This window comes from Halioxenophilus sp. WMMB6, from assembly GCF_033283405.1.
In the GTDB taxonomy this organism is placed as follows: Bacteria; Pseudomonadota; Gammaproteobacteria; order Pseudomonadales; family Cellvibrionaceae; genus Halioxenophilus.
Window position 1 is genome coordinate 278,689 of the sequence record NZ_JAWMQR010000007.1, and the last position, 20,628, is coordinate 299,316.

Annotated in this window: 19 protein-coding genes; 9 read left to right on the forward strand and 10 right to left on the reverse strand. The window is 53.3% G+C overall.

All coding sequences use genetic code 11. The annotated features are described in order from the left end of the window. Positions 1–16: 16 nt before the first annotated feature. The 9 genes from SBL51_RS17110 to SBL51_RS17150 form a co-directional block, all read right to left on the reverse strand. Positions 17–679, reverse strand: coding sequence for a peptidoglycan-binding protein (locus tag SBL51_RS17110; protein ID WP_317932314.1), 663 nt, complete (start codon positions 677–679; stop codon positions 17–19). Between the two features lie 85 nt (positions 680–764). Continuing rightward, positions 765–926: a DUF5908 family protein gene (locus SBL51_RS17115; RefSeq protein ID WP_317932315.1), complete on the reverse strand. Its 162-nt coding sequence runs from the start codon at positions 924–926 to the stop codon at positions 765–767. A gap of 8 nt (positions 927–934) precedes the next feature. Beyond that, positions 935–1,378 carry a phage tail protein gene (locus SBL51_RS17120; protein ID WP_317932316.1) on the reverse strand — a complete coding sequence of 148 codons (444 nt, stop codon included), beginning with the start codon at positions 1,376–1,378 and terminating at the stop codon, positions 935–937. Between the two features lie 53 nt (positions 1,379–1,431). Beyond that, positions 1,432–1,866, reverse strand: coding sequence for a phage tail protein (locus SBL51_RS17125; protein WP_317932317.1), 435 nt, complete (start codon positions 1,864–1,866; stop codon positions 1,432–1,434). A 36-nt stretch (positions 1,867–1,902) separates the two neighbouring features. After that, positions 1,903–3,315 carry a phage tail sheath family protein gene (locus SBL51_RS17130; protein ID WP_317932318.1) on the reverse strand — a complete coding sequence of 471 codons (1,413 nt, stop codon included), beginning with the start codon at positions 3,313–3,315 and terminating at the stop codon, positions 1,903–1,905. A 10-nt stretch (positions 3,316–3,325) separates the two neighbouring features. Beyond that, positions 3,326–4,333 (reverse strand): hypothetical protein, encoded by a 1,008-nt coding sequence (locus SBL51_RS17135; protein WP_317932319.1) that lies wholly within the window; start codon positions 4,331–4,333, stop codon positions 3,326–3,328. 32 nt (positions 4,334–4,365) lie between these two features. Next, positions 4,366–4,935 carry a DUF4255 domain-containing protein gene (locus SBL51_RS17140; protein ID WP_317932320.1) on the reverse strand — a complete coding sequence of 190 codons (570 nt, stop codon included), beginning with the start codon at positions 4,933–4,935 and terminating at the stop codon, positions 4,366–4,368. An 857-nt stretch (positions 4,936–5,792) separates the two neighbouring features. Further along, positions 5,793–6,302, reverse strand: a complete 510-nt coding sequence (locus tag SBL51_RS17145) for a cupin domain-containing protein (RefSeq protein WP_317932321.1) — start codon at positions 6,300–6,302, stop codon at positions 5,793–5,795. 82 nt (positions 6,303–6,384) lie between these two features. Beyond that, positions 6,385–7,347 carry an alpha/beta hydrolase gene (locus SBL51_RS17150; protein WP_317932323.1) on the reverse strand — a complete coding sequence of 321 codons (963 nt, stop codon included), beginning with the start codon at positions 7,345–7,347 and terminating at the stop codon, positions 6,385–6,387. A gap of 248 nt (positions 7,348–7,595) precedes the next feature. On the opposite strand from SBL51_RS17150, the gene SBL51_RS17155 reads away from it, so the two are divergent. Then, positions 7,596–8,534 carry an AraC family transcriptional regulator gene (locus tag SBL51_RS17155; RefSeq protein ID WP_317932324.1) on the forward strand — a complete coding sequence of 313 codons (939 nt, stop codon included), beginning with the start codon at positions 7,596–7,598 and terminating at the stop codon, positions 8,532–8,534. Between the two features lie 85 nt (positions 8,535–8,619). Here SBL51_RS17155 and SBL51_RS17160 read toward each other — a convergent pair whose 3' ends face one another. Continuing rightward, positions 8,620–9,513, reverse strand: coding sequence for a chemotaxis protein (locus SBL51_RS17160; RefSeq protein WP_317932325.1), 894 nt, complete (start codon positions 9,511–9,513; stop codon positions 8,620–8,622). Between the two features lie 1,408 nt (positions 9,514–10,921). On the opposite strand from SBL51_RS17160, the gene SBL51_RS17165 reads away from it, so the two are divergent. From SBL51_RS17165 to SBL51_RS17200, 8 genes are all read left to right on the forward strand, one after another. Next, complete coding sequence (locus tag SBL51_RS17165) at positions 10,922–11,728, forward strand: response regulator (RefSeq protein WP_317932326.1); 807 nt, start codon at positions 10,922–10,924, stop codon at positions 11,726–11,728. Between the two features lie 148 nt (positions 11,729–11,876). Next, positions 11,877–12,242 (forward strand): PleD family two-component system response regulator, encoded by a 366-nt coding sequence (locus SBL51_RS17170; RefSeq protein WP_317932327.1) that lies wholly within the window; start codon positions 11,877–11,879, stop codon positions 12,240–12,242. Then, positions 12,239–12,754 carry a chemotaxis protein CheW gene (locus SBL51_RS17175; RefSeq protein ID WP_317932328.1) on the forward strand — a complete coding sequence of 172 codons (516 nt, stop codon included), beginning with the start codon at positions 12,239–12,241 and terminating at the stop codon, positions 12,752–12,754. The genes SBL51_RS17170 and SBL51_RS17175 overlap by 4 nt, the downstream gene beginning before the upstream one ends. A 22-nt stretch (positions 12,755–12,776) precedes the next feature. Continuing rightward, complete coding sequence (locus SBL51_RS17180) at positions 12,777–14,045, forward strand: ABC transporter substrate-binding protein (RefSeq protein WP_317932329.1); 1,269 nt, start codon at positions 12,777–12,779, stop codon at positions 14,043–14,045. Between the two features lie 38 nt (positions 14,046–14,083). Beyond that, positions 14,084–15,937: a HAMP domain-containing methyl-accepting chemotaxis protein gene (locus tag SBL51_RS17185; RefSeq protein ID WP_317932330.1), complete on the forward strand. Its 1,854-nt coding sequence runs from the start codon at positions 14,084–14,086 to the stop codon at positions 15,935–15,937. Positions 15,938–15,941: 4 nt separating this feature from the next. Beyond that, a complete protein-coding gene (locus tag SBL51_RS17190) occupies positions 15,942–19,286 on the forward strand; it encodes a response regulator (RefSeq protein WP_317932331.1) in 3,345 nt (1,114 codons plus the stop codon). Then, positions 19,286–19,816 carry a hypothetical protein gene (locus SBL51_RS17195; RefSeq protein WP_317932332.1) on the forward strand — a complete coding sequence of 177 codons (531 nt, stop codon included), beginning with the start codon at positions 19,286–19,288 and terminating at the stop codon, positions 19,814–19,816. Before SBL51_RS17190 ends, SBL51_RS17195 begins: the two co-directional genes overlap by 1 nt. Positions 19,817–19,902: 86 nt before the next feature. Next, positions 19,903–20,337 (forward strand): chemotaxis protein CheW, encoded by a 435-nt coding sequence (locus SBL51_RS17200; RefSeq protein ID WP_317932333.1) that lies wholly within the window; start codon positions 19,903–19,905, stop codon positions 20,335–20,337. The last annotated feature ends 291 nt before the right edge of the window (positions 20,338–20,628 follow it).

Genomic DNA, 20,628 nt, shown 5'->3' on the forward strand with positions numbered 1-20,628 from the left:
TGGCAAATCGAGTGAGCTATTTTTCAAGTGGCGGAAAAAAAATCCGGGTGCCCGGTGCAATGTTGCGAAAATTATCCAGTTGATTGACCCTGGCCACCTTCAGGTAGTAGCGCCCATCGCCGTAAATCTGTTGGCAGAGGCCGGCCAGGGTTTCGCCGGCTTTCAACAGGCGGACATGGGTGAGATCGGGGGATTGATCCTGAGCCAGGGCCACCCGGGTTTCGTCGTCGGCGGTATCGGTGAAGTTGGCGGTGATCACCGCGCGCAGTGGGGTGCCGCTGGGTTTAAAAATTTTGTAGGCAATGGAGGCAGACTTCAGTACGCAGCGTTTCACCTGCAATGTGCCCCACACCACCTTCAGGTAGTTGGGGCGGTGAATATTGCCGTTGTAACCGGTGGTGGTTTGAAAGGCCTCGACCTGCTGCTGCACGTCGATTTTGTTGCCGTTGGCACCGGTGCCGTCGAGAAACAGGGTGAGGGCTAAATCACCGGGTTTTACCTTTTTAAACTCCATGCGGCTGCCGGTGGTGCCGGAGCCCTGGGCGCTGTCGTACTCCATTTCGTAGGCGATGGTGATCTCTTTCGGATTGACATAGGCCGCGAACTCACTGATGGGCTCGCCGGAAAAATCGGCCGCCTCGTAGGCCTGAATCATCAACTTTTCCAATTCACCGTTCATGTCCCATTCCTTTTAGTAGGATTTCAAACCGTGGATTCGCTAACAGCCTCTGTGGCTGGCTGTAGTGCGGTTTGAGAGTGATGTGTTAGGGCTCTTTGCGCTGCTCCAGAATATCCAGTACCCGCTCGACACACTCTTCAATCAGCGCCTGCTGCTCTTCCAGTTCGGAAGGTTTTTTGGTGGCGCCACCGGCCGCCTGGTTGTTTACGTCGATGGAGATAACCACTTCGTCGATAATGACTGGCATGCGGCCCCCTATGAATCGACCGTAAAGTACTGATAAAAAAACTGCATGGACTCCACCACTACCGCATTGTTGGTGGCCGAGAATTCGGAGGTCGACCACTTGGTGGGATAGGCGTTGACCAGATGCCAGGTGACCAGTGGTTGGTGCTCCTCGTTGAGCAGTTTTACATCGATGTTTTTCGGTTCGATGTTTAACTCTTCGATGCAACGTTTAATCCACTTGGTAATTTCCGAGTTGGTTAACAGGCCCCGCTTTAGGGTGAGTTCCGGGTATTTACTGCTGGTGGGGTATTTTTGTAAAAACCGGTTCTCCCCGCCTTCGGCCACCTCCTCTGTGGCCAGCTCAACATTGAGCCCGCCTACATCGGTAAAGCGAATGTCGTTGTCGTTGGCAGCCAACCCCAAAACTTCCACCTTGAAATGAAAGCCGGGGGGCGGATAGTAGTTGGCCATAAAGTGTCACGCGCAAAAAAGTGGATGTTTGTTAAATGCTTTTTATTCGCCGGCTACTCGTTCTGCACCTGCAACCCTTCATGAGCCAGTTCAATGGCTTCAATGGCCACCTCGTTACCGGTGGCTTTCAGTTGCGGCCCTTCGACTTTTACCGGAAAGGCATTAACCACCTTCCACACCATCACCGGTGCGTGCTCTTCATCGAGCAGCTTGATGACGATATCGCGCCGCTCGATCTGGTTGAGCTTGACGGTGCTCAGCCAGCTGAAGAACTCGTTGTCTTTTTTTACCACGCCGCGCTTGAGCGTAATGTTGCTGTATTTGCGCAGCCCCGGCATTTTGATGGGCGAATACTCCGGTGACGCGCCTTCGCGATACTCGATGGCTTGTACCTCCTGGGTGAGGCCGGAGATTTCGGAAAACCCCACACGTTCGCCACCCCAATCACATACAAAGTGGAAAACCGGCATTGGATAAGCTTCTGGCATGATGCACGCTCCTTATAAAAAAATGGGTGTGGCCACTTACGATGTTTGTACTTTGTGAGAGAACTTCAGAATGATGAACTCCGCCGGTCGCACCACGGCCATGCCGATTTCAACGTTGATGCGCCCTTCGAGAATATCCTGAAAATCCATGGTGACGCCGAGGCCGCAGCGCACAAAAAAGGCGTCCTGGGCGGTGGCGCCGGCGAGCGCCCCTTCGCGCCATTTTTGGGTAAGGTAGTTTTCGATCAGGCCGCGGATCTTGACCCAGGTGTTGGCGTCGTTGGGTTCGAACACCGCCCAGTAGGTCGATTTTTTAACGGACTCCTCCACCTGGTTGTAGAAACGGCGCACGGAGACGTAACGCCACTCGTTGTCGTTGCCGGCCAGGGTGCGCGCGCCCCACACCAGGGTGCCTTTACCCATAAAGGCGCGCAGGGCATTGATCGATTTACCGGTGGTGGCATCGACATTCATGCCGTCCTGCACGCTGTTATCAATCTTCACCACAGGCTCGATGACGTTGGCCAAACTGACATTAGCCGGCGCCTTCCAAACACCGCGGTTGCGGTCGGTAGTGGCATAGACGCCAACTACGGCGGCGGAAGCGGGCAGCACCAGGTAGTGCTCTTTAAGGCGGGCTTTAACGAAGTTGTAGAGGGCGGTGTTGCTGGACTGGAAAGAGGAGAGCGCCGCCGCTGGGTTGAGGTCGGCGGTGACCATAACGTTGCTCTCGTTGCTGGCGACGGGGAAGTTGAGCGTGGTTCTCACAAATGGGTAATAGGCGGCGCCGTAGCGCAGGTTGTTATTGCCAAACAGTGCCCGGTTTGCCGCCCAGCCGCTGTTGTCGAGGGTGATCGCACCGTCAAAAATATCAAATACGCCAAAGCGGTCCTGGAGATCGTTGCACTGGGTCAGTGCCGCCTGTACCAGGCTTTGGTAGTCGGTGTTGATCAGCTTTACCGCTTCTGGAATCACAATCAGAGTGGGTTCGTCTTCCGAGCGTACTATGTTCAGGCCATCGAGCAGGCCGTACATGGTGGTTGGGTCGGAGCCACCATCGCCGGCGTTGCCAATGGCCGGTGTGGCCTGATGCAACCCCACCGAGACGATGTAACACCTGCCACCGCCGTTGGCGAAAAATAGGCGCATGCTTTCATACAGCAGGTAGCTGATGGCGGGCTCGGTAAAGCTGTCAACGGCGAAGCTGCCATCGCTGTTGGTGGTAATGGCGATGGCAATCTCTTCAATATTGGCACCGCCGTAGTACTGCTCGTATTGCTTGAGCGAGTTGATTTCGGTGGGTTTTAAAATAAGGTCGTTGGCGGTGGTTTTGGTCGCCTTTTCGGTGTAGCCGATAAACACTGGAATAGCGGTTTCCACCTCGGCCACCGAAGGCGGAAAGGTGGATATTTCATTGATATAAACTCCGGGTGTTTTATAGATTGCCATCGTTGGTCTCCTAAGGCTTTTCCAAGTAGATGAAAAGTTCCTGTTTGTGTTGGTCGGCACCGGGTGTGGGCAGGTTATCGATCAGGGTGTCGCCGTTGCGATTCAGCTCGAGCTTGCGGCGCGGCGTTTGCCGGCGTTTTTGCAAGGTGGTGGATTTAAACAGCGCCAGCTGATCACTGCCGTTTTGCAGCAGGCTTGGGTCGATGTCATCACTGGTGAATTGCGCGGGCGTCAGTTTGTTGAAAATAATTTGGCCGCGGCCATCGTCGATAAAACCAGTGTCGCTAATGGCCAGATTGTTAAATTCTGAGGGTGAATAATTTTTTGCGACCACGTAATACTTTAACAGCTGCTGCTTGGCGGTAATGGGCAGTGTGAATGCCGGTGGCGTTAGGTAGTGGCTGTTATCGATGGCAATCTGAACGATGGCAAACAGGCCCGCACTTAACAGCTCCTGGCTTATAAAATAGTCGCTGACCGGGTTGCTTCCGGAGTAGCTCTCCTCTACCTGGTAGAGGCCATCCGGCAGGGCGCGGCAGTCGAAGGTGACTTCAGTTTGCGGCTGGTCGGCCGCCAAAGAGACGCTATCGGCTAGGGCTCCGGCCGCTGTTTTTAAGGCCACCACCACCGGCCGTTCTGTGCTGGCCAGCGTTTGAGTTAGGTTGCCGCCGCGCAGCGCCACCGAAGTTGCTGGCCCCAGGCTGTTAATTGAGAGTTGGTTGCGGTAGAGCGGGGTGAGGCCGGTGGTTTGGTAGTCGCTGTAGTTGGCAAAGTAGGCACTGTTTAATTTCAAGCCAATTACCAGTTGTATGCCGCTGATGGTATTAATGGCGTTGCCACCTGCGTCCGTTTCGTAAAGGCAGTAGAGCGTGTGGTTGCGCTGTTTGAAAAGAATTCTGCCCTGGCGTGCCGCCCGCTCGCTGCTGGCCGGAACCATAAAATCAAAATCCGGGCAGATGCCACCGTAGTATTCGTGAGTGACGGCGAGTGTGAAGAGGGTCTCGAAGCGCGTTAGCATTTAATTTCCCTATGCACGATTACCACAATAATTTACACACCTCTGTTTTGGCTGTTGATGATTGTTAGTGGCGGTTGGGTTTCGGTAATGGCGTTATCTTGGATGGCGACGGCGCGCACGCGGTAAATAATAGAGGGCAGATGCTTGCCACCAATATAAGACCAGATCTGATTCAGCTGGTCGTAATTCAAGGTTTGCAACTCCACGCTTAAACGCTCCACAGTGGGTGCCAATGCCGGGAACTGGCTGGGCGTGAAGGTGCGGTTGCTTTGAAAGTAGGTGAGAATTAATGAGAGATGCTTGAGCGACTGCTCATACAACTTGTAGTTGGCAGCAAATAGGATGCACAGGTTTAAGCGCAGTTTGGGCTCCATTTTCAGATTTTGGCCATCCCGGAATTTGACTTCGGGCACCTGGTCTTTAAAAACGGACTCCTCTTCTATGTTGATGACGGTGACACCAATGGTGTCATCCTTGATAGCGAACTTGCCGTCGTCGCGCACCACTACGCTTGGGAAAACCGCTTCACCAATAATGCCGGTCTTCGCCTGGAAGTAGGTGTTCAGCTCGCTCGCAAAAAAATTAATAGCGTGATCCAACATGGTTTTAATATTTTTTGTTATTTAACGGTGCGAGGCTTAGTTGGATTTATCCTTATAAACCGAATCGCTTGCTCTTTAATGGTTTCGAATTGTGCTTATGCTGGCTTAGGCGCCATAAGTTAAAGATTGTTACCTAATAATACTGCGCGCTATTTTGCATTTTTTGTATTACTGGTTTGTGCAGACGTGGCGTTAATTAACTCATTTGTTTTGAAAATTAAAATGAATTTCTCTCTATTTGAAGTAGATCAAAATACTCCGCCCGGAATATTTTTTCTTCTCTGTTTTTGTAATTAATAAAAAAGGTTTTGATGAAGAAATAGTATTTCTGATGGTGTGTGAAAATTGATCAGAAAAAATAATCGGTTGGTCGAATCGGTTTTGCTTCAGGGTTGAATAATTTTAGCGGTGGTGATGGGTTTGGTTTTTTTGGCTGTACGACAGGGTGGGTTGATCTTTAAGGAAATCAGCAATGGGTTTGGGTGTTTAAGACGTATTTAAAATATAAGTTTATTAAGCTGGAAATATGGCCGAATTTATATTTTTGGTTGAATTTAGATGATTTTAAAAGCTGATTTTCAAACCCTGGTTGTCGGTCGTGAAGATGCTTCGGTTCAATATTTGTATTTGGGGTTTAGATTTATAGGCTGTAAAAAATGTAAGGCGTAAAGGCAGCCGGGTTGGCAGCGTGCTCGGTTCTGGGGGCGCAGATGTGCTGGAAAAAAGTCCGAAACAGTGTTGCTCGTGTGTAAATAACTCGCGTATAAATAAAAGGTGGTGCTTGAGCAGTGCGGCTGGTGGCAGTGCTCAAGCAAAGTGAAATTATAATCGTTGAGGCCAGGGCCGCAGAGCCCAGGTTACTCCCTGCCAGCCTGGTACTCTTCATCGCTGACCTTCTCCTTCCAAACCACATTCTCCCCATCCTTGCTGCCGGTGATCACCAGGTGAGTCATGGCGCTATCGGGGCCGGCGCCGTGCCAGTGATCGATATCCGGTGGACACCAGACAGCATCGCCGGCTTTGAAGGTGAGGATGGTACCGTCGCGGGTTCCGGTCAGGCCCACGCCATCGGTGATCACCATATGCTGCCCCGCCGGGTGGTAGTGCCAGGCGGTGCGGGCGCCGGGCTGAAAGGTGACGTAGGCGCCGGAGTAGTGGGCGGTGTCGTTGCCGGGGAAGAGCATCTGCACCTGCACATCACCGGTAAAGAACTGCTCCGGCCCTTTGAAGGATTGTTGCGAGCCCTTTGGGTACAACTCCTGGCTGGTTGCCGGTGCTGGAGTGGCGTCACCGGCAAAGCCCGTTTGGGCGAGGCAGGCGGTTAGGACAGCCCACAATGATCGGACGGATCGGTTTCTGTTTTGCATAATCAACTCTCCTCAATTGGTATGGTTGTCAGGCGAACCTCTGACTGCCAGCCGTTGTTCAACTCGGTGATGGTAACGGCTGTTACAGCTGCTCACTAAAGAACGCGTTCAGCTTCTGCCAGGGGATAACCTTTACGCCATCGTACAGATCAACATGGCCCGCGCCCGCGACCACAAACAGCTCTTTGGGTTCGGCGGCCCGGTCGTAGGCATCCTGGCTGAACTCAAACGAGTGGGCCTGTTCGCCGGCAATAAAGAGCAGTGGCCGCGGTGAAATTAACTCCATATCGTTAAATGGGTAGAAGTTCATAAACTTGGTGTTGCTGCTCAGCGTGGGGTGGGTGGTCAGTTCCGGCAGCGAGCCGGCCGGTGTGTATTGGCCCCTGGGCGTGCGATAAAAATCGTAAAACTCCTTGGCGATGGGGTGCGACTGGTCATCGATTGCTTCCGGCGTACCGCCAGTGTATTGAACGGCGGCACCGGCCACCTCTTGCGAGCGTTGCGCTGCCGCTTGGGCGATTATCTGCCGGCTCTGTTCCAGGGTTTGGCTGCGGCCATAAAGGTGGCGGGTGAAGGCGCCCATGTTGTACATGCTGACGGTGGCTATAGCCTTAATGCGTGGGTCGATTTTAGCGGCCGCAATAATAAAACCACCGCTGGCGCAAATACCGATGCCGCCAATGCGCTCGGGGTCAACCAACGTCTGGCTGGCCAGAAAGTCCACGGCGGCACTGAAATCCTCCACATAGATATCCGGGGCGACGCTGTTGCGTGGCTCGCCTTCGCTCTCGCCCCAGAAGGACAGATCAAAGGAGAGGGTGACAAAGCCCAGCTCCGCCATTTTGGTGGCGTAGAGGTTGGCGGCCTGCTCCTTAACGGCGCCAAAGGGGTGGCCCACAATCAGTGCCGGGTGGCGCTTGCTGAGATCCAAGCCGTTGGGCACAAACAGATTGCCGGCCACCTGCATCTGATAGTGGTTGTTAAAGGTCACTTTGCTAACGGTGACCGCAGCGCTGCTATAAAAGTTATCGGATCCAATATCCATACTGCCCTCCGCGGCGGTAAATGAGCTGATCAGCAATCCGAAAAGAACCATAAGATATTTCATCGTGTTTCCCGGGTTGCGAATGACAGAACTATTTTCCGGGATGGCGGCAGATTATTGGTAAAGTAATTCGCTAGAATTATTGCCTAATCCTATCGATTTTCTGATTTTTGATGGTGGGGCGCAGGGCTCTGTAATAGAGTCGCCAGGGTTGATGGCAGAGAATCCCCCGCAGGAGGTGTCGTGCAATGACCGGCAAAACTAACCCAATTATCCAAACTGACAAGCTTGCTGAATGGCACCAGTCGATGGCGGGAGTGATCGCCTCCCGGGTTGCCAGTACCGCTGACTGGGCCACGCCCATTGCCAACCTCAACTTTTTCCGGCGTGATGAACCCGCCGAACCCTGTATCTGCCTGGTGGAGCCAAGTGTGGTGGTCGTGGTGCAGGGGGCCAAACAGATGCTGATTGGCAGCGAAGCCTATCGTTACGATTGCTCACGCTATTTGATTACCTCGCTGGATCTGCCGGCCAGCTCCGGCGTACTTGAGGCCAGCCGCGAACAGCCCTGCCTGGGCTTCTGGTTAAAGCTGGATCTGCGCCTGCTGGCGGAGCTGATCGCCCAGGGTCACCTGCCGCCGCCCCGGGCGCGGGCCGCTGCCAAGAGCGTCGGCCTGGGCACCATCACCCCGGCTATTCTGGAGCCGTTTAACCGCTTGCTGGCACTGCTGGACGAACCCGAAGCCATCGACATCATGGCGCCGCTCATCCAGAGGGAGATTCACTACCGGCTGTTAACCGGTGATCAGGCGGCTTTGTTGCGGCAAATTGCCGCCATCGACAGCCAGGGCTACCGCATTGCCAAGGCCATCGACTGGCTTAAGGTTAACTTTTCGTCGGCACTGCGCATTGAAGAGTTGGCGGCGCGGGTGCAGATGAGTGTGCCTACCTTCCATCACCATTTTCGGCAGCTGACTGCCATGAGCCCCCTGCAATACCAGAAATGGTTGCGCCTGAACGAGGCCAAGCGGCTGATGCTCAACGAACATAAAGATGCCGCCGGCGCGGCCTACGAGGTAGGTTACGAGAGCCCGTCGCAGTTCAGCCGCGAGTACAGCCGCCTGTTTGGCGCGCCACCGAAGCGGGATATTGAGACGTTACGGCGCCAGGCGACCGGTGCCGGGTGAGGGCTGTTGGATGGTTGACTGCGTGCTGGCCCGGTTAGAAGTCGTTAAATCAGCAGGCGCACCGATTAACACCGGACAGCGACTATCAATCCTCGAAACTTTCGGCGCCGCGCAGCATGGCTTCAATCAGCTCCGGGGCGTTGAACTTGGTTAACGCCTCATTGGCACCCACCTGATGCGCCTGGCCGACGCTGATCTCGCTGGAGAGCGAGGTGTGCAGAATGATATAGGCGCGGGCGAGGGCGGGGTTGTCGCGCACGGCAAAGGCGAGCTCGTAACCATCCAGCCCAGGCATTTCGATATCACTGACCAGAATATCCACCGGGTTGCCTTCTGCGGCCTGGTCGCGCATGTAGTCCAGGGCCAGCTGGCCGTTATCGGTAAAAAAGTAGGGTACGCTAATGTAGTCCAGCGCTTCGCTCAGCTGTTTGCGGGCGGCGCGGGAGTCATCCACCAGCAGAATGTGCCGGGCTTTGAGTTTTTCCCGCTGCACATCGGTCACCGGCGCTTTCGCCCGGTTGTGTGCCAGGGGGAAGAGCCGCAGCATGATCACCTCCACATCTAACAGCTGCACCAGCAGCCCGTCGGTCTGCACCAGGCCGGTGATGTAGGTCTGCTGGCCCAGGGCGGTGTCGGGTGGTTGGATGTCCCGCCAGTTGATATTGATAATGCGCTCAATCCTACGCACCAAAAAACCCACTAATTGGCGTTGTACGTCGGTAATGATAAGAAAGCAGTGGCCGCGCTCGGCCTCTGGTATCGCGCGTTTGCCCATGGCCTGGGCCAGGTCAATAACAGTGATGGTTTTCCCCCGGAAATTGAGCGCACCGAGCACGCTCCCGCTTTGGTGGGGAATTGGGGTGATGGGTGCGTAGGGGATGATCTCTTTGATCTTGAGGGTCCCCAGGCCAAAAACCTGGCTACCAGAGAGGCGAAACAGGAGCACGCCTTGTGCGTGCTCGGCCTTAAGGGTGGACATCGTGCGCTACCGTTCGAGAGTGAATCTTAAGTTTCTGTTGTTTGACTATTAACTATAGCTTGGGAATTGGATGAGTGTGGTGCCAATAAGCCCTAGGTGGGTGGAAATCGCTTGCCATTCTGGCTGGCGCGAATGGGAATGCGGGCAATATTAGGCTGGGCTCATCTGCTTGCCGACGCCTTCTTCTATAAGGTCCCGTCTATAAGGTCCCGTGCGCACCCGACTATAAGGCCCCGATCGCTGACGATCATGGCCAGCTTCCGGGGAATCGTTTGCTGGGGCTTTTCTCGCTCCCATGCCGAGTGGGTGATTACCGGTCAATCGATAAAACTGCCTGCCTGATGCCAACAAGAAAAAATTTTTTGCCTGGTCATGCCTGCCATGGTGGTTGGGTAAATAGGGTTAATCGTTTTGTGAAAGCCATTGTTTGTGGAAGCCATTAATAGAGCCGTCGTTCGCAATAGCAATTCTCTGCCTCTATTGCTGGCCGCGCTTAGAGTGCCATTTTTAACTGGAGAATTTAAATCTGATTGCCTTTAGAGTGGGTGCAACGCCAAAGTCTGATTGGGTTATTCAATAAAATCACGATGGGTTTGCCTTCTCCGAATAGATAGGCTGGAGATGATTGATGTTTTATTGGCGGTGCTGGGGAAGGAGTTTTTGCAGTGTGGCTTCTATTCCTATCTCTGTAGCGAAGAGAGGAGCGTTACAATAAGCGGCTCATCTGCAACGATTTTGAATAATAGGAATTACTGTTTTAGCACTCCGGTAAACCACTGGTGTGAGGTCAATAGCATGATGGGTCGGCCGAATGGTTAAGGGGCAATGTTTGGTTGTGCAGATAATCGATGCTTTTCTTTTAATCGAAACCAATTGCTCTTTTTGAAAGGAGTACCGCTGTTGGCCAACAGGTATTTCATGTCGCCATTCACTTCAATTATTCCGGCTTGGGGTTTCTTTGAGATAGCGAAATCAAGGCGCTACTAAAATTAATGTTGGATATCACCTGAACGGATCACCCCTCCAGAAAGATTAATATACTTTTATGAAATAGCACGCCAACCCTAGTGCCGCTTTGATCTAGAGAGCCAATTAAGCGCGCCAGGTTTTTATTAAAAGCACCAATAGATCACACAAAAAAACCACTTTATTAAGCATGGCTAAAGAAGCCGCTATAAAACCAATAGTTAAATTTATATCTTTGTTTATTTCCTCTCTTGATTGATGTCGCCAGAATCCCTGTTTTTATAGATTCGTCATCTGCAAGAAATCGTCAAACCTTAAAAAAAGTGTTAATGCATGGGCAATACAAAAAATTAACTTTGTCAAGTGGGGCGGTGTGAGGCAGCGATCTTGTCCATAACCCAAGCAGTTACTAGGCTGTAGGTGTTATAGGAGACCAATACGAATGAATAGGATTCTTATCAGTCACTACTGGCTCAGCCCTAAAGATATCCGCATGATAAGAAATATCTTCAATGTCGGTACCGACTGGCTGAAGAGTTTTCAGCTAATGGACGCGCCTAATAAAATTGGCGGCGAAATAGCCATTGTGAATATCAGCCACCCAATGCATTGGCAAAATTGGAAGATTATTTCCCGAGAGCAAAACTTCGTTCTTACCATTGCGGTAACGGATATTCCCGATCTACATCTGGATGATGCCATTATCTTGCGTCGTCCGATTGTACATAAGCGATTAAGCAGCGCTTTAAGCCAAATTACTGAACTTGGGCCAGGAGCGATACAGCATGAGGAGAGCCCCGGAATTCTTGTCGTCGATGACAATGTCACCGTGCGCACCTATATGAAACAGAAACTCGAAAGCCTCACTCGTAATAAGGTTGATATACATCTGGCCTGCAGTGGTGAAGAGGCCATTGAGTTTTGCAAGCACCGCTTTTGTGGGCTTATTTTTATGGATGTGATTATGACCGGCATCGATGGCTACAGTACCTGTAACGCCATTAAAAAGGAGTTTGACTCCCGCGTGGTCATGCTGACCAGCCGCTCGTCCACTTTCGATAAAATCCGAGGGCGAATGTCAAGCTGTGACGGCTATCTGACCAAACCTGTATCGGATCACGATCTGGCGCTCGAAATCCGCAATTTTATCAGCAAGACAACCCAAAAGAGGGAGGCAGGTGTGTTGGCAGAAAGCGACCTGCAAAACAGCAGTCTCTCCCTTTCGCGAAAACAAATTAACAGCGTATAGCTGTTCAGGGTACCTCTAAAAATGGGAGATCTGTTTGCGAGAGTTCGAAGCTGGCTCGATTGTCGCGGGGAAAGACCATTTTTAGCGCTGCCCTTCATCACATCCATGGCCTGTCAGCTTTAGCCAATGTCATCAGGAGATTATCGCCATGACAACTAAAAAGATATTAATCGTTGACGATTGTCAGACGGAACTGCTGCATTTAAAGAAAATACTTGAAGATGCCGGATACCAAACTATAACCGCCAACTCAGGCGATGAAGCCATCAAAAAAATACGCCAGGAGAGACCTAATCTGGTGCTGCTTGACATCGTTATGGAAGGCAAAGATGGCTACCACACCTGTCGGGAAATTCATAAGGAGCCGACAACCTCTGACCTGCCTATTGTTATGGTAACAAGCAAAACCCAGGCGGCTGATCGCATGTGGGCAAGTAAGCAGGGCGCCAGTGGTTTTATCTCCAAGCCCTATACCAATGAGCAAATTCTCGATCAGGTTAAAGTTTTGGCATGAGTCAATTACTTCCCCCCTCACAAGCGTTGCGCCTGCTGAGTGAGAGTGCACCTCCCGACGTTGATGCCAGCCATGAGCGCCTACACTACTTGGAATACTTCGCCGTCGAGTTGGCAGGTATGGGATTGCTTCTCGCTGCAGAGCTATCCTGCGAACTGATCGACTCGAAAGCGCTTTGTGTGTTACCCGCTTCGCCAGAAATCCTGGCCGGTGTATTGAGTGTTCGCAGTCAGGTCGTGCCCATTTTCGATCTGCGTTTTTTTCTTGCGCCGGGTGCCGCCAGGGAGAGCCGCAAGCCACTGATTCGATTTGCCTTGGTGCACCTCAATGGCACCCGCTCCTGGGGGTTGGCGCTAGAAAAAATGCCGGAAAAAAGGCGTTTCTCCGGCGATGATCATCGACAGACCGAATTACCCGAAAACATCCGCACATTGGTCACCCAACACTTTATGACTGACCGGCTCTGGTGTGAATTCAATTGGCAAAAGCTGTTCAGCCGATTAGCGGCTTAACTATTTCAAGAGGCGATGGCGCATGACAATCTCTACATCTGCTACAACACCTAGCCCGGCTCCGGGTATCGGCCGGCTTATTCGCAGCCTGCTTGTTACAGTGCCCCTGCTGCTGTCGATCAATAGCAGTTGGGCTGAACCGGGTATCTACCCTGATCAGATTGTGGTGGGTGCCGTGCTGGATATGGAAGGGCTCTCCCGTGGGCTTGGGCTTGGCATGCGTTCTGGTCTGGAAGCGGCCTTTGATGGGCAAAGGGTGCAAGGCAAAGCGATTAAATTGAAAGCGTTGAACGACTCCTATAGCCCCAACCTCACGGTTAAGGCCACAGAGCGCCTTATTGCGGACGATATTTTTGCCATGATCGGCAACGTCGGCACACCGACCGCGCAGGTCTCCCTGCCCATATTGGCAGAGAACGGCGTGCCCGCCATCGGCTTTTTCACCGGCGCAGGTTTGTTGCGCCCGGGTGTCGGCTCTATTGTTAACTACCGGGCCAGCTATGTTCAGGAAGTGGCAGAGGTGATTGAGCAGGTGATGTCGAACGGTGTCTCCGTTAACCAGATTTGTGCCTTTGTGCAAAATGATGCTTACGGTATGGCGGGCGTTCAAGGTATCAAACGGGCGCTCATCAACCGGCCCCGCAGCAATGAAATCGTCGCCAAACTCGATGAAATTCTGGAGATGAGTGGGCCCAGTCCAGAGCGCAACGGTATTGGTCCGGTCGGTGTTTATGAACGCAACACCCTCAGTTCCCGTGAAGGTTACGATTCACTGAAGCAGTGGGAAAAAACTCAGCAAACTCCCTGCCGTCTGGTGGTTACGGTGGGTGCCTACTCTGCCATTGGTCGTTTCGCCGGGTACGCCCGCTACAAGGGCGAAAAGTGGGTGATCAGTGCGGTCTCTTTTACGGGTGCAGATAATCTTGCCGGTACCCTGCAACAGTTCGGTGTCAAAGATGGCTTCGTGATGACACAGGTTGTACCTCTGCTTGATACCAATCTGCCGATAGTGATTGCAGCGAAGAAAAAACTGGGCGATAACTTTGGTTATGTCTCTCTGGAAGGGTTTATTGTTGGCAAGATGTTTCTGCAATTGCTCAACGATATCGACGGCCCAATTACTCGGACTGCCTTCCTTAACGCCACACGCAACAGCACCTTTGACCTCGGTGGCATCAGCATTGATTTCCGTAACGACAATCAGGGTTCCGATCTGGTAACAGCCATCCAGTACTACGATAAAAACTATCACCCTCTGGCGTCGCAGGACTGGGCCCGATTGTTTAACTAACAGATCACGTCGAGAATTAAAATTGCACTGGAGGCGCTATGTTAGCCGCTAACTTTTTATCAAAATACTCTATATTCCAACGCCTACAGGCATTGATTGGCGTGATGGCTGCAGCTCTGGTAATGATCGCCATCCTCGCGGCCATGACGGTCAACTATGCCCACCGCTCGTCCTCAAAACTGCATGATCTGGTAACCCAGTCGAACCAGGTGGCCAATACCGCAGACAGCCTGCAACGCGGTTTCCTTGACAGCTTAAATCAGCTCAACGCAGGTATAACCACCTGGGAGCGCGCGATCAATGCCAGTGAACAATCCAAACAACTGTTTACCGCGCAACTGCAACAGTTGCTGGCCGCCAGTGACAGTGAGCAGGTCGCTATTCTGGAGGCCCACGGCCAGAGGGTTATTGAAGCAATGGATACCTTTGTCCCGCTGGCGCAATCACAATCGGTGGCGGCACTGGAACTGTTCGTACTCAACGATATGGGGCCGATGGTTTCCCCATTTATCAAAGCCACCCGCGATTACGGTAACCAATTAAGCCAGCAATCAGAAAACTACTACAACACCTCCAGTACAATCCTCTCCTTTACCCTCTGGTTCGGCCTGGTTATGGTGCTGCTGGTGCTTGGCGGCAGCCTCTGGCTCGCTAACCGCATTCGCCGTTCGATCACCACGCCGATTGCCAGCCTTGCTGACACTGTTGCCAAAGTGCAAGCCAATGATGACAGCGCCCGCTCCCACCTGGCAGGGCATGATGAATTGGCTCAGCTCGGCCAGGCGCTTGATAAACTCCTCGATGAGAAAGTGGCCACACTAATCCGTATCGAAAAAGAGAACGAAGCCCTGAACCGGTCGGTCATTGAATTGCTGGAGGGTACCACCAAACTCTCCGAACGGGATTTAACGGTATCGCTCCACGTTAACGAAGATATCACTGGCCCCGTTGCCGACGCATTGAACCTGATCACCAAAGAGACCGCAGAAGCTCTGGCGAAAATCAGCCAGATCAGCCAGCTGGTTGAGCGCAGCTCCAACACGGTTTCACAGCAATCCGGCAGGGTTAGCACCATTGCTGCCACCGAACGGGATTTGGTTGCCGCCGCAATCAATAAACTCGAGAGCGTGGCCGCCAACATGAACCAGATTGCCAACTGGTGTTCGTCAACCCGAGAGGTAGCCCAAAATGCCTCCAGCTTCACCGACCGTGCATTCCAGGCGGTAGGTGACACCGTCACCAGTATGAGCAACATCCGCAACTCGGTCAGCGAAACAGAAAAACGGATTAAACGCTTAAGCGAACGAAGCCAGGAGATTTCCGGAATCGTTGACATTATTAACAATATTGCTGAACGCACCCATGTGCTCGCACTCAACGCCAGTATGCAGGCCGCCGCAGCGGGCGATGCCGGACGCGGCTTCGCAGTGGTTGCAGACGAGGTGCAGCGGCTGGCAGAGAGTTCACGCCAATCAACCTCTCAAATCAGCCAGTTGGTGCGCAATATCCAGCAGGAGACCACCTCAGCGGTTGAAAATATTAATGACACAATCAGCCAGGTGGTGAGTGGTTCCAAGCTGGCCGAACAGGCAGGCCAGACCATGGAGCAGACCCAGCAAACCACAAGGGAGCTGGTGGCATCGGTAGAGAACATCTCTGAGCACTCAACCGCACAGGCGCGCGAGGCAGAGGAGCTAAAATCCAACGCCAATGAGATTCAAAAGAGTACCCAGGTTACCGACAGCGAACTGCAGAACCAGGCCAAGCAGAATGTGCGCTTGCGCCAGGCGGCCGCCGAGTTGCTTAAAACCGTCAATGTTTTCCGCTTACCGATTATTGAGAAGGCGCCAGCGAAAACCCCAGAGCCACTAGAGTCTGTATCGGTAGGTTAATGCAATGAATACGGCAGAAAGCTGGCAGCAGGAGTTGATCGACGATACCGCTCAGGATCTGTACCAGTGGTTGGCGTCCCATCCGGCCGCGGGTGCCGAGGCGTTTACTCTCTATCTTGATGAGCACATCGGTAATTTACGCGATATGTTCAACAGCGAGCGTTTGCATAAATGTCTTGATGAATTGGCGGCGCTGGCTGCACAGAATCCAAAAAGTCTCATGCAGGCGAAGAGTTTGCAGCTGTGGTTCTCAATGCTGGAGCAGGCGATCGACCTCCCCAATTCACCGGCTGGCAGGGCGGCTGGCACTGTCGCTAGCTTTGACGGTAATCGTGCGGCCGAGGTCGAAGCGCTTGGTCATGAACTGGATCCCGCTCATGATTCAGACTCGGCCGATAAAATAGCAACCCAAGCGGCTGCGCCAACCGCTGCCCGCGAATCTCTAGCCCAGGCGACCGATCTCCACTCGCCAGAAAACCCCAAGCCAGCGGCTGCGGCAGCAAACAGCCATAGCAGCAGCCAGTATCCGCAAGATCCTGAACAGCTGCATCAGTGGCTCTGCCGCCTGGCGGAAAGGTTTGAGGCGCAGGGGGTGTTTGGCTGCCAGCAGTTGGCTCTCTGGCTGGCGACCAATATCCAGCTGCTGGATCAGATGCAATTCCCGGTACTGCAAACCGCCATCCAGCAGTTTTTAACCTACCTGATGGCATTGGCGGAAAATCCGAACGACCCAACTTTCTGTCTGGAGCTGCTCGAGCTGGCCGAGCAACCACTTTGGCCACAGCCTCTCTCGGAAGAGCAGAGCCTAGACTATCTCGCCCTGCTCATTCCAAAAGACGATGCAACGGGTGTTGCTTCGTCAACTCACTGGACGTTGGACGATGTCAGTCTCGTTCTGGCTGATGATGTCAGCCCCCAGGTTCTCGACTGTTTCCTGCAGGATGCCCCGCAACAGATCGATGAACTGCTGCCGGCCATAGCCGCACTGAACGACTCTTTTGACCTGGCCTCCCTGCAGGCCGCACAGCGTATCAGCCACACCCTCAAAGGCGCGGCCAGTCTGGTGGGCGCCAAAGCGGTTGCCAATATCAGCCATGAATTGGAAGCGCTGCTGGAGCACTCCGTTAATACCCGCAGCCCTCTCTCAAACGAGCAGCGCAACTGGGTAGAGTGCAGCGTCGACTGCCTGGCGGATGCCATCGATTTTCTCTTATCTCGGGGAGAGGCGCCCGATGCCGACACACTCTTTGCGCAACTGCATCCGCCCACCGACTCAGAGCGCGAAACCGTAACCGAAATAATAATTGCCGACCAACCGCAGGAGAGTAGTTCCCACCAAAGTTCTGCCTCTGCAGCGCATGCAGAGCAAGGCGAGCAGACCGGCAGCCACACACCGGCGGCTGCTCACGAACGTATCGCCATTGATAAACCTGATTACGATCAGTTGCTCTCGCTTGCCGAAGAGATGAACATCACGCTGGTACAAACTCGCGATCTCCAGGGCCGGTTACGCAATCTTCTGGTCGACAGTATGCGTCAGGAGGAGCTGTTGCAGCTGCGTCGTTTTGAGCTTGAAAGCCAGGTCGATAGCCGCAGTCAGGCTGGAAATTTTGGCGCCAATTTGGGGGCCGGTTTGGGGACCGGTTTGGGGAGAGCCACGGACGATGGTTCGCTGACCGAGAGCCAAACCATCGACCCGCTGGAGATGGATCGCTACGACGATCTCTACAGCTCCACCCACCGTTTTATTGAGACGGTTGCCGACAGCCGCGCCTATACCCGGCAGATGAATGAGGAGTTCTTGCAACTGGAGAGCCTGCTGCAGCAACAACAGCGGCACAATATCGGCCTGCAAAACTGCCTGTTAAGTGCCCGCCAGGTTCCGGTCAGTTACATCAGCCAGCGGCTGCACCGCTGTGTTAGAGAGACTTGCCGCAGCACAGGCAAATCCGCCCGTCTGGAACTGCGTGGCGAAACCCTTCGTATCGATAAAGAGCTGCTCGACAACCTCGCTTACTCGCTGATGCACCTGTTACGCAATGCTATTGATCACGGCATAGAGATGCAGGAAGACCGAATCGCGGCCGGGAAGGAGAGAGAGGGGGTTATCAAACTCTCGTTTATGACCGATGGCCTTAAACTGATTGTTGAGTGCGAAGATGATGGTGCCGGTCTGTCGCTCGAGTGCATCCGTGAGCGGGCTATTGAGCGCGGCCAACTCAATGAAACAACAGCTAGCTTGGACCACGACCAAATTGAAGCGATTATTTTTCAATCGGGGTTTTCAACCCGAGCACAAGCCACGCAGATATCCGGGCGCGGTATCGGGCTGGATGCCGTCCGTAACAAACTCATTGCCGCGGGTGGTGATATTCACCTGCAGCCCAACCTTAAACAGTGCGGTTTTAAACTGGAACTGCCGCTCCGGCGTTTGACCCAGCACATGCTGTTGGTGAAAGCTGGCAGCGCCCGTTACGCACTGCCCTCCGGTGCCATTGAACAGATTCTGGCCAGGGAGAGTGGTGAATTGCGCAGGGTGGCCGGTAAGCCATTCCTTGAGTGGCAATCGGCGTTCTACCCTTACTATGAGCTCGATGCCGTACTGCACAACACTCATAACCGGATTGATATCGATGGTGCGGCGGGAAGTGTGATCAACGAGCAGCCATTAGTGTTGGTGAAAATGTTTCGCGGTATTGCCGCCGTTGCCGTCGAGCAACTGCTCGGCGCGCAAGCGTTGGTGCGCCGCCCGTTGGGTGAGTACGCCGGCAATATTGTGGGTGTCGATGGTGTTACGTTGTTGGGTGATGGTACCCCCGTTGCGCTGCTTGATCTGAAAGCGCTACTGGCCAAAGCCGCGCCGGATTTAGCGTCAGCTAAAGGGTATCGCGCAGCGTCCGCTCAAACGCTGTCGACTGAAACTCAATTGACTCAAACCCCATCGACTCAAACCCCATCGACTCAAACCCAGGGCGCTTCCCATATTCTGGTGGTGGATGATTCTTTAAGTGTGCGCAACAGTTTATCTGAACTCATCACCGACATGGGTTTTCTGGTCTCCACCGCCAGTGACGGTGTGGAGGCTGTTGCAGCGGTACAGCACCACAACCCGGACCTGGTGCTGGTGGATATGGAGATGCCACGCATGAATGGGCTTGACTTTACGCGCTGGCTGCGCAGTGAAAGCCCGTGCCCCAACTTACCGGTGGTTATGTTGACTTCCCGTACCCAGAGCAAACACCGGCAAATGGCAGAGAGCGCCGGCGTGAATCGCTACCAGACCAAGCCCTATAATGATGTCGAGCTGTTGGATTGCATTAACAACCTGCTTGGCCGCGAGGCGTGTTGATGAACCACCTGGCAAGCCCTACCGGAATAGAGTCGAACCCGATGCAGGAGTCGCTTGTTGCTCGCACGCTGGCAAGCCCAACAGACACCTGGTTGCCAGAGAATAAACGTTATGCGGAGGTTGATCTTGCCGGCTTTACACTGCTTATCCCCAGTCAGCAGGCCAAGGCACTGTTTGCCACCGAACAGTTGCAAAATCAACAGGGCGTGCCTTGTCTGGCCTATCAACAGCAATGGCTGCCAGCCTGGGGGCTCAACCGAGAGCTGCGCGCTTGCTTGCCGGAACTGCCTTATCTGCTGGTGATCACCACAGCCAACATAAAGTTGGCGCTCGCCTGTTTGGCTATGCGCTGGACCACACTGGCACAAGCGCCGCAACTACTGAGCCCACCCTTGGCCCGCGCCGCCAATCCTATTGCCGCCCTTGGCCGGATTGACCGCGAAGAACAAAACGCCGTGCACCCCTTATGGATTTCCCACGCTGAAAAAATCTGGGATGCTTTAAACCACCAATTAACAAAAGGCGGTTAATAGAAGGCGGATAATAGAGGGCCGCGCTACCACTTCAGTCACTAGCTAAACATAAACGGCCAACTGTTTTTAAATTAGGAAACCCCATGAATCTCACGGCCTGGCAAGTAAGTTGCGATGGTTATTCAGTACTGCTGGCAGAGTCCGCGCTGGTTGAGTATGTTGCTGCCCCACAACTGTTTTCGCTGCCCGGTAATGAGGGGTTATGGTCTGCCGTGATCGACTACAACCAAAAGTGGCTGCCGGTGCTCTGTTGGTCACGCAGGCAAGAGGCCGCGCAAGAGGTCAAAAGCCTTGTTGTGTTACAGGTTAGTGCTCTAGCTGGGGACAAGCCAATTCATCGGCAACGTATCGCCGTCTGCGTTGATGCCGCACCCACCAAACAGACCTTCTCCGACCAACAATTCACCGATGATATCAACCAGGTGCCGCAATTGTGGCGGGAGATAAGCCTCTCCTGTATCGAAGCCTGCGGCCAAACTCTGCCGATTATCAACCCCACTAAATTGTTGACCTTGTAGGCCGCAGGTTTAATGCAATAGCGGCGTAGCGCTTTGGGCGCCGCTGGCCAAGTTTATAGGCGACCGGCAAAGTTATTGGAAATAAATTAAGAGGCCAATTAATCCCCAAATTAATCCCCAAATTAATCCAATGCTACACGCTGGCGTGCTAGGCGCTTATGGGGGCCAGATTCAATCAGTAAGTGCACCACGGGCCTCTCTGTAGACTTCATAGGGTGTTCGATAATTTAAGCACTTTCTGGGGCGGTTGTTGAGTAATTTTTCGACGCGATTGATTTCGGATACAGGGAT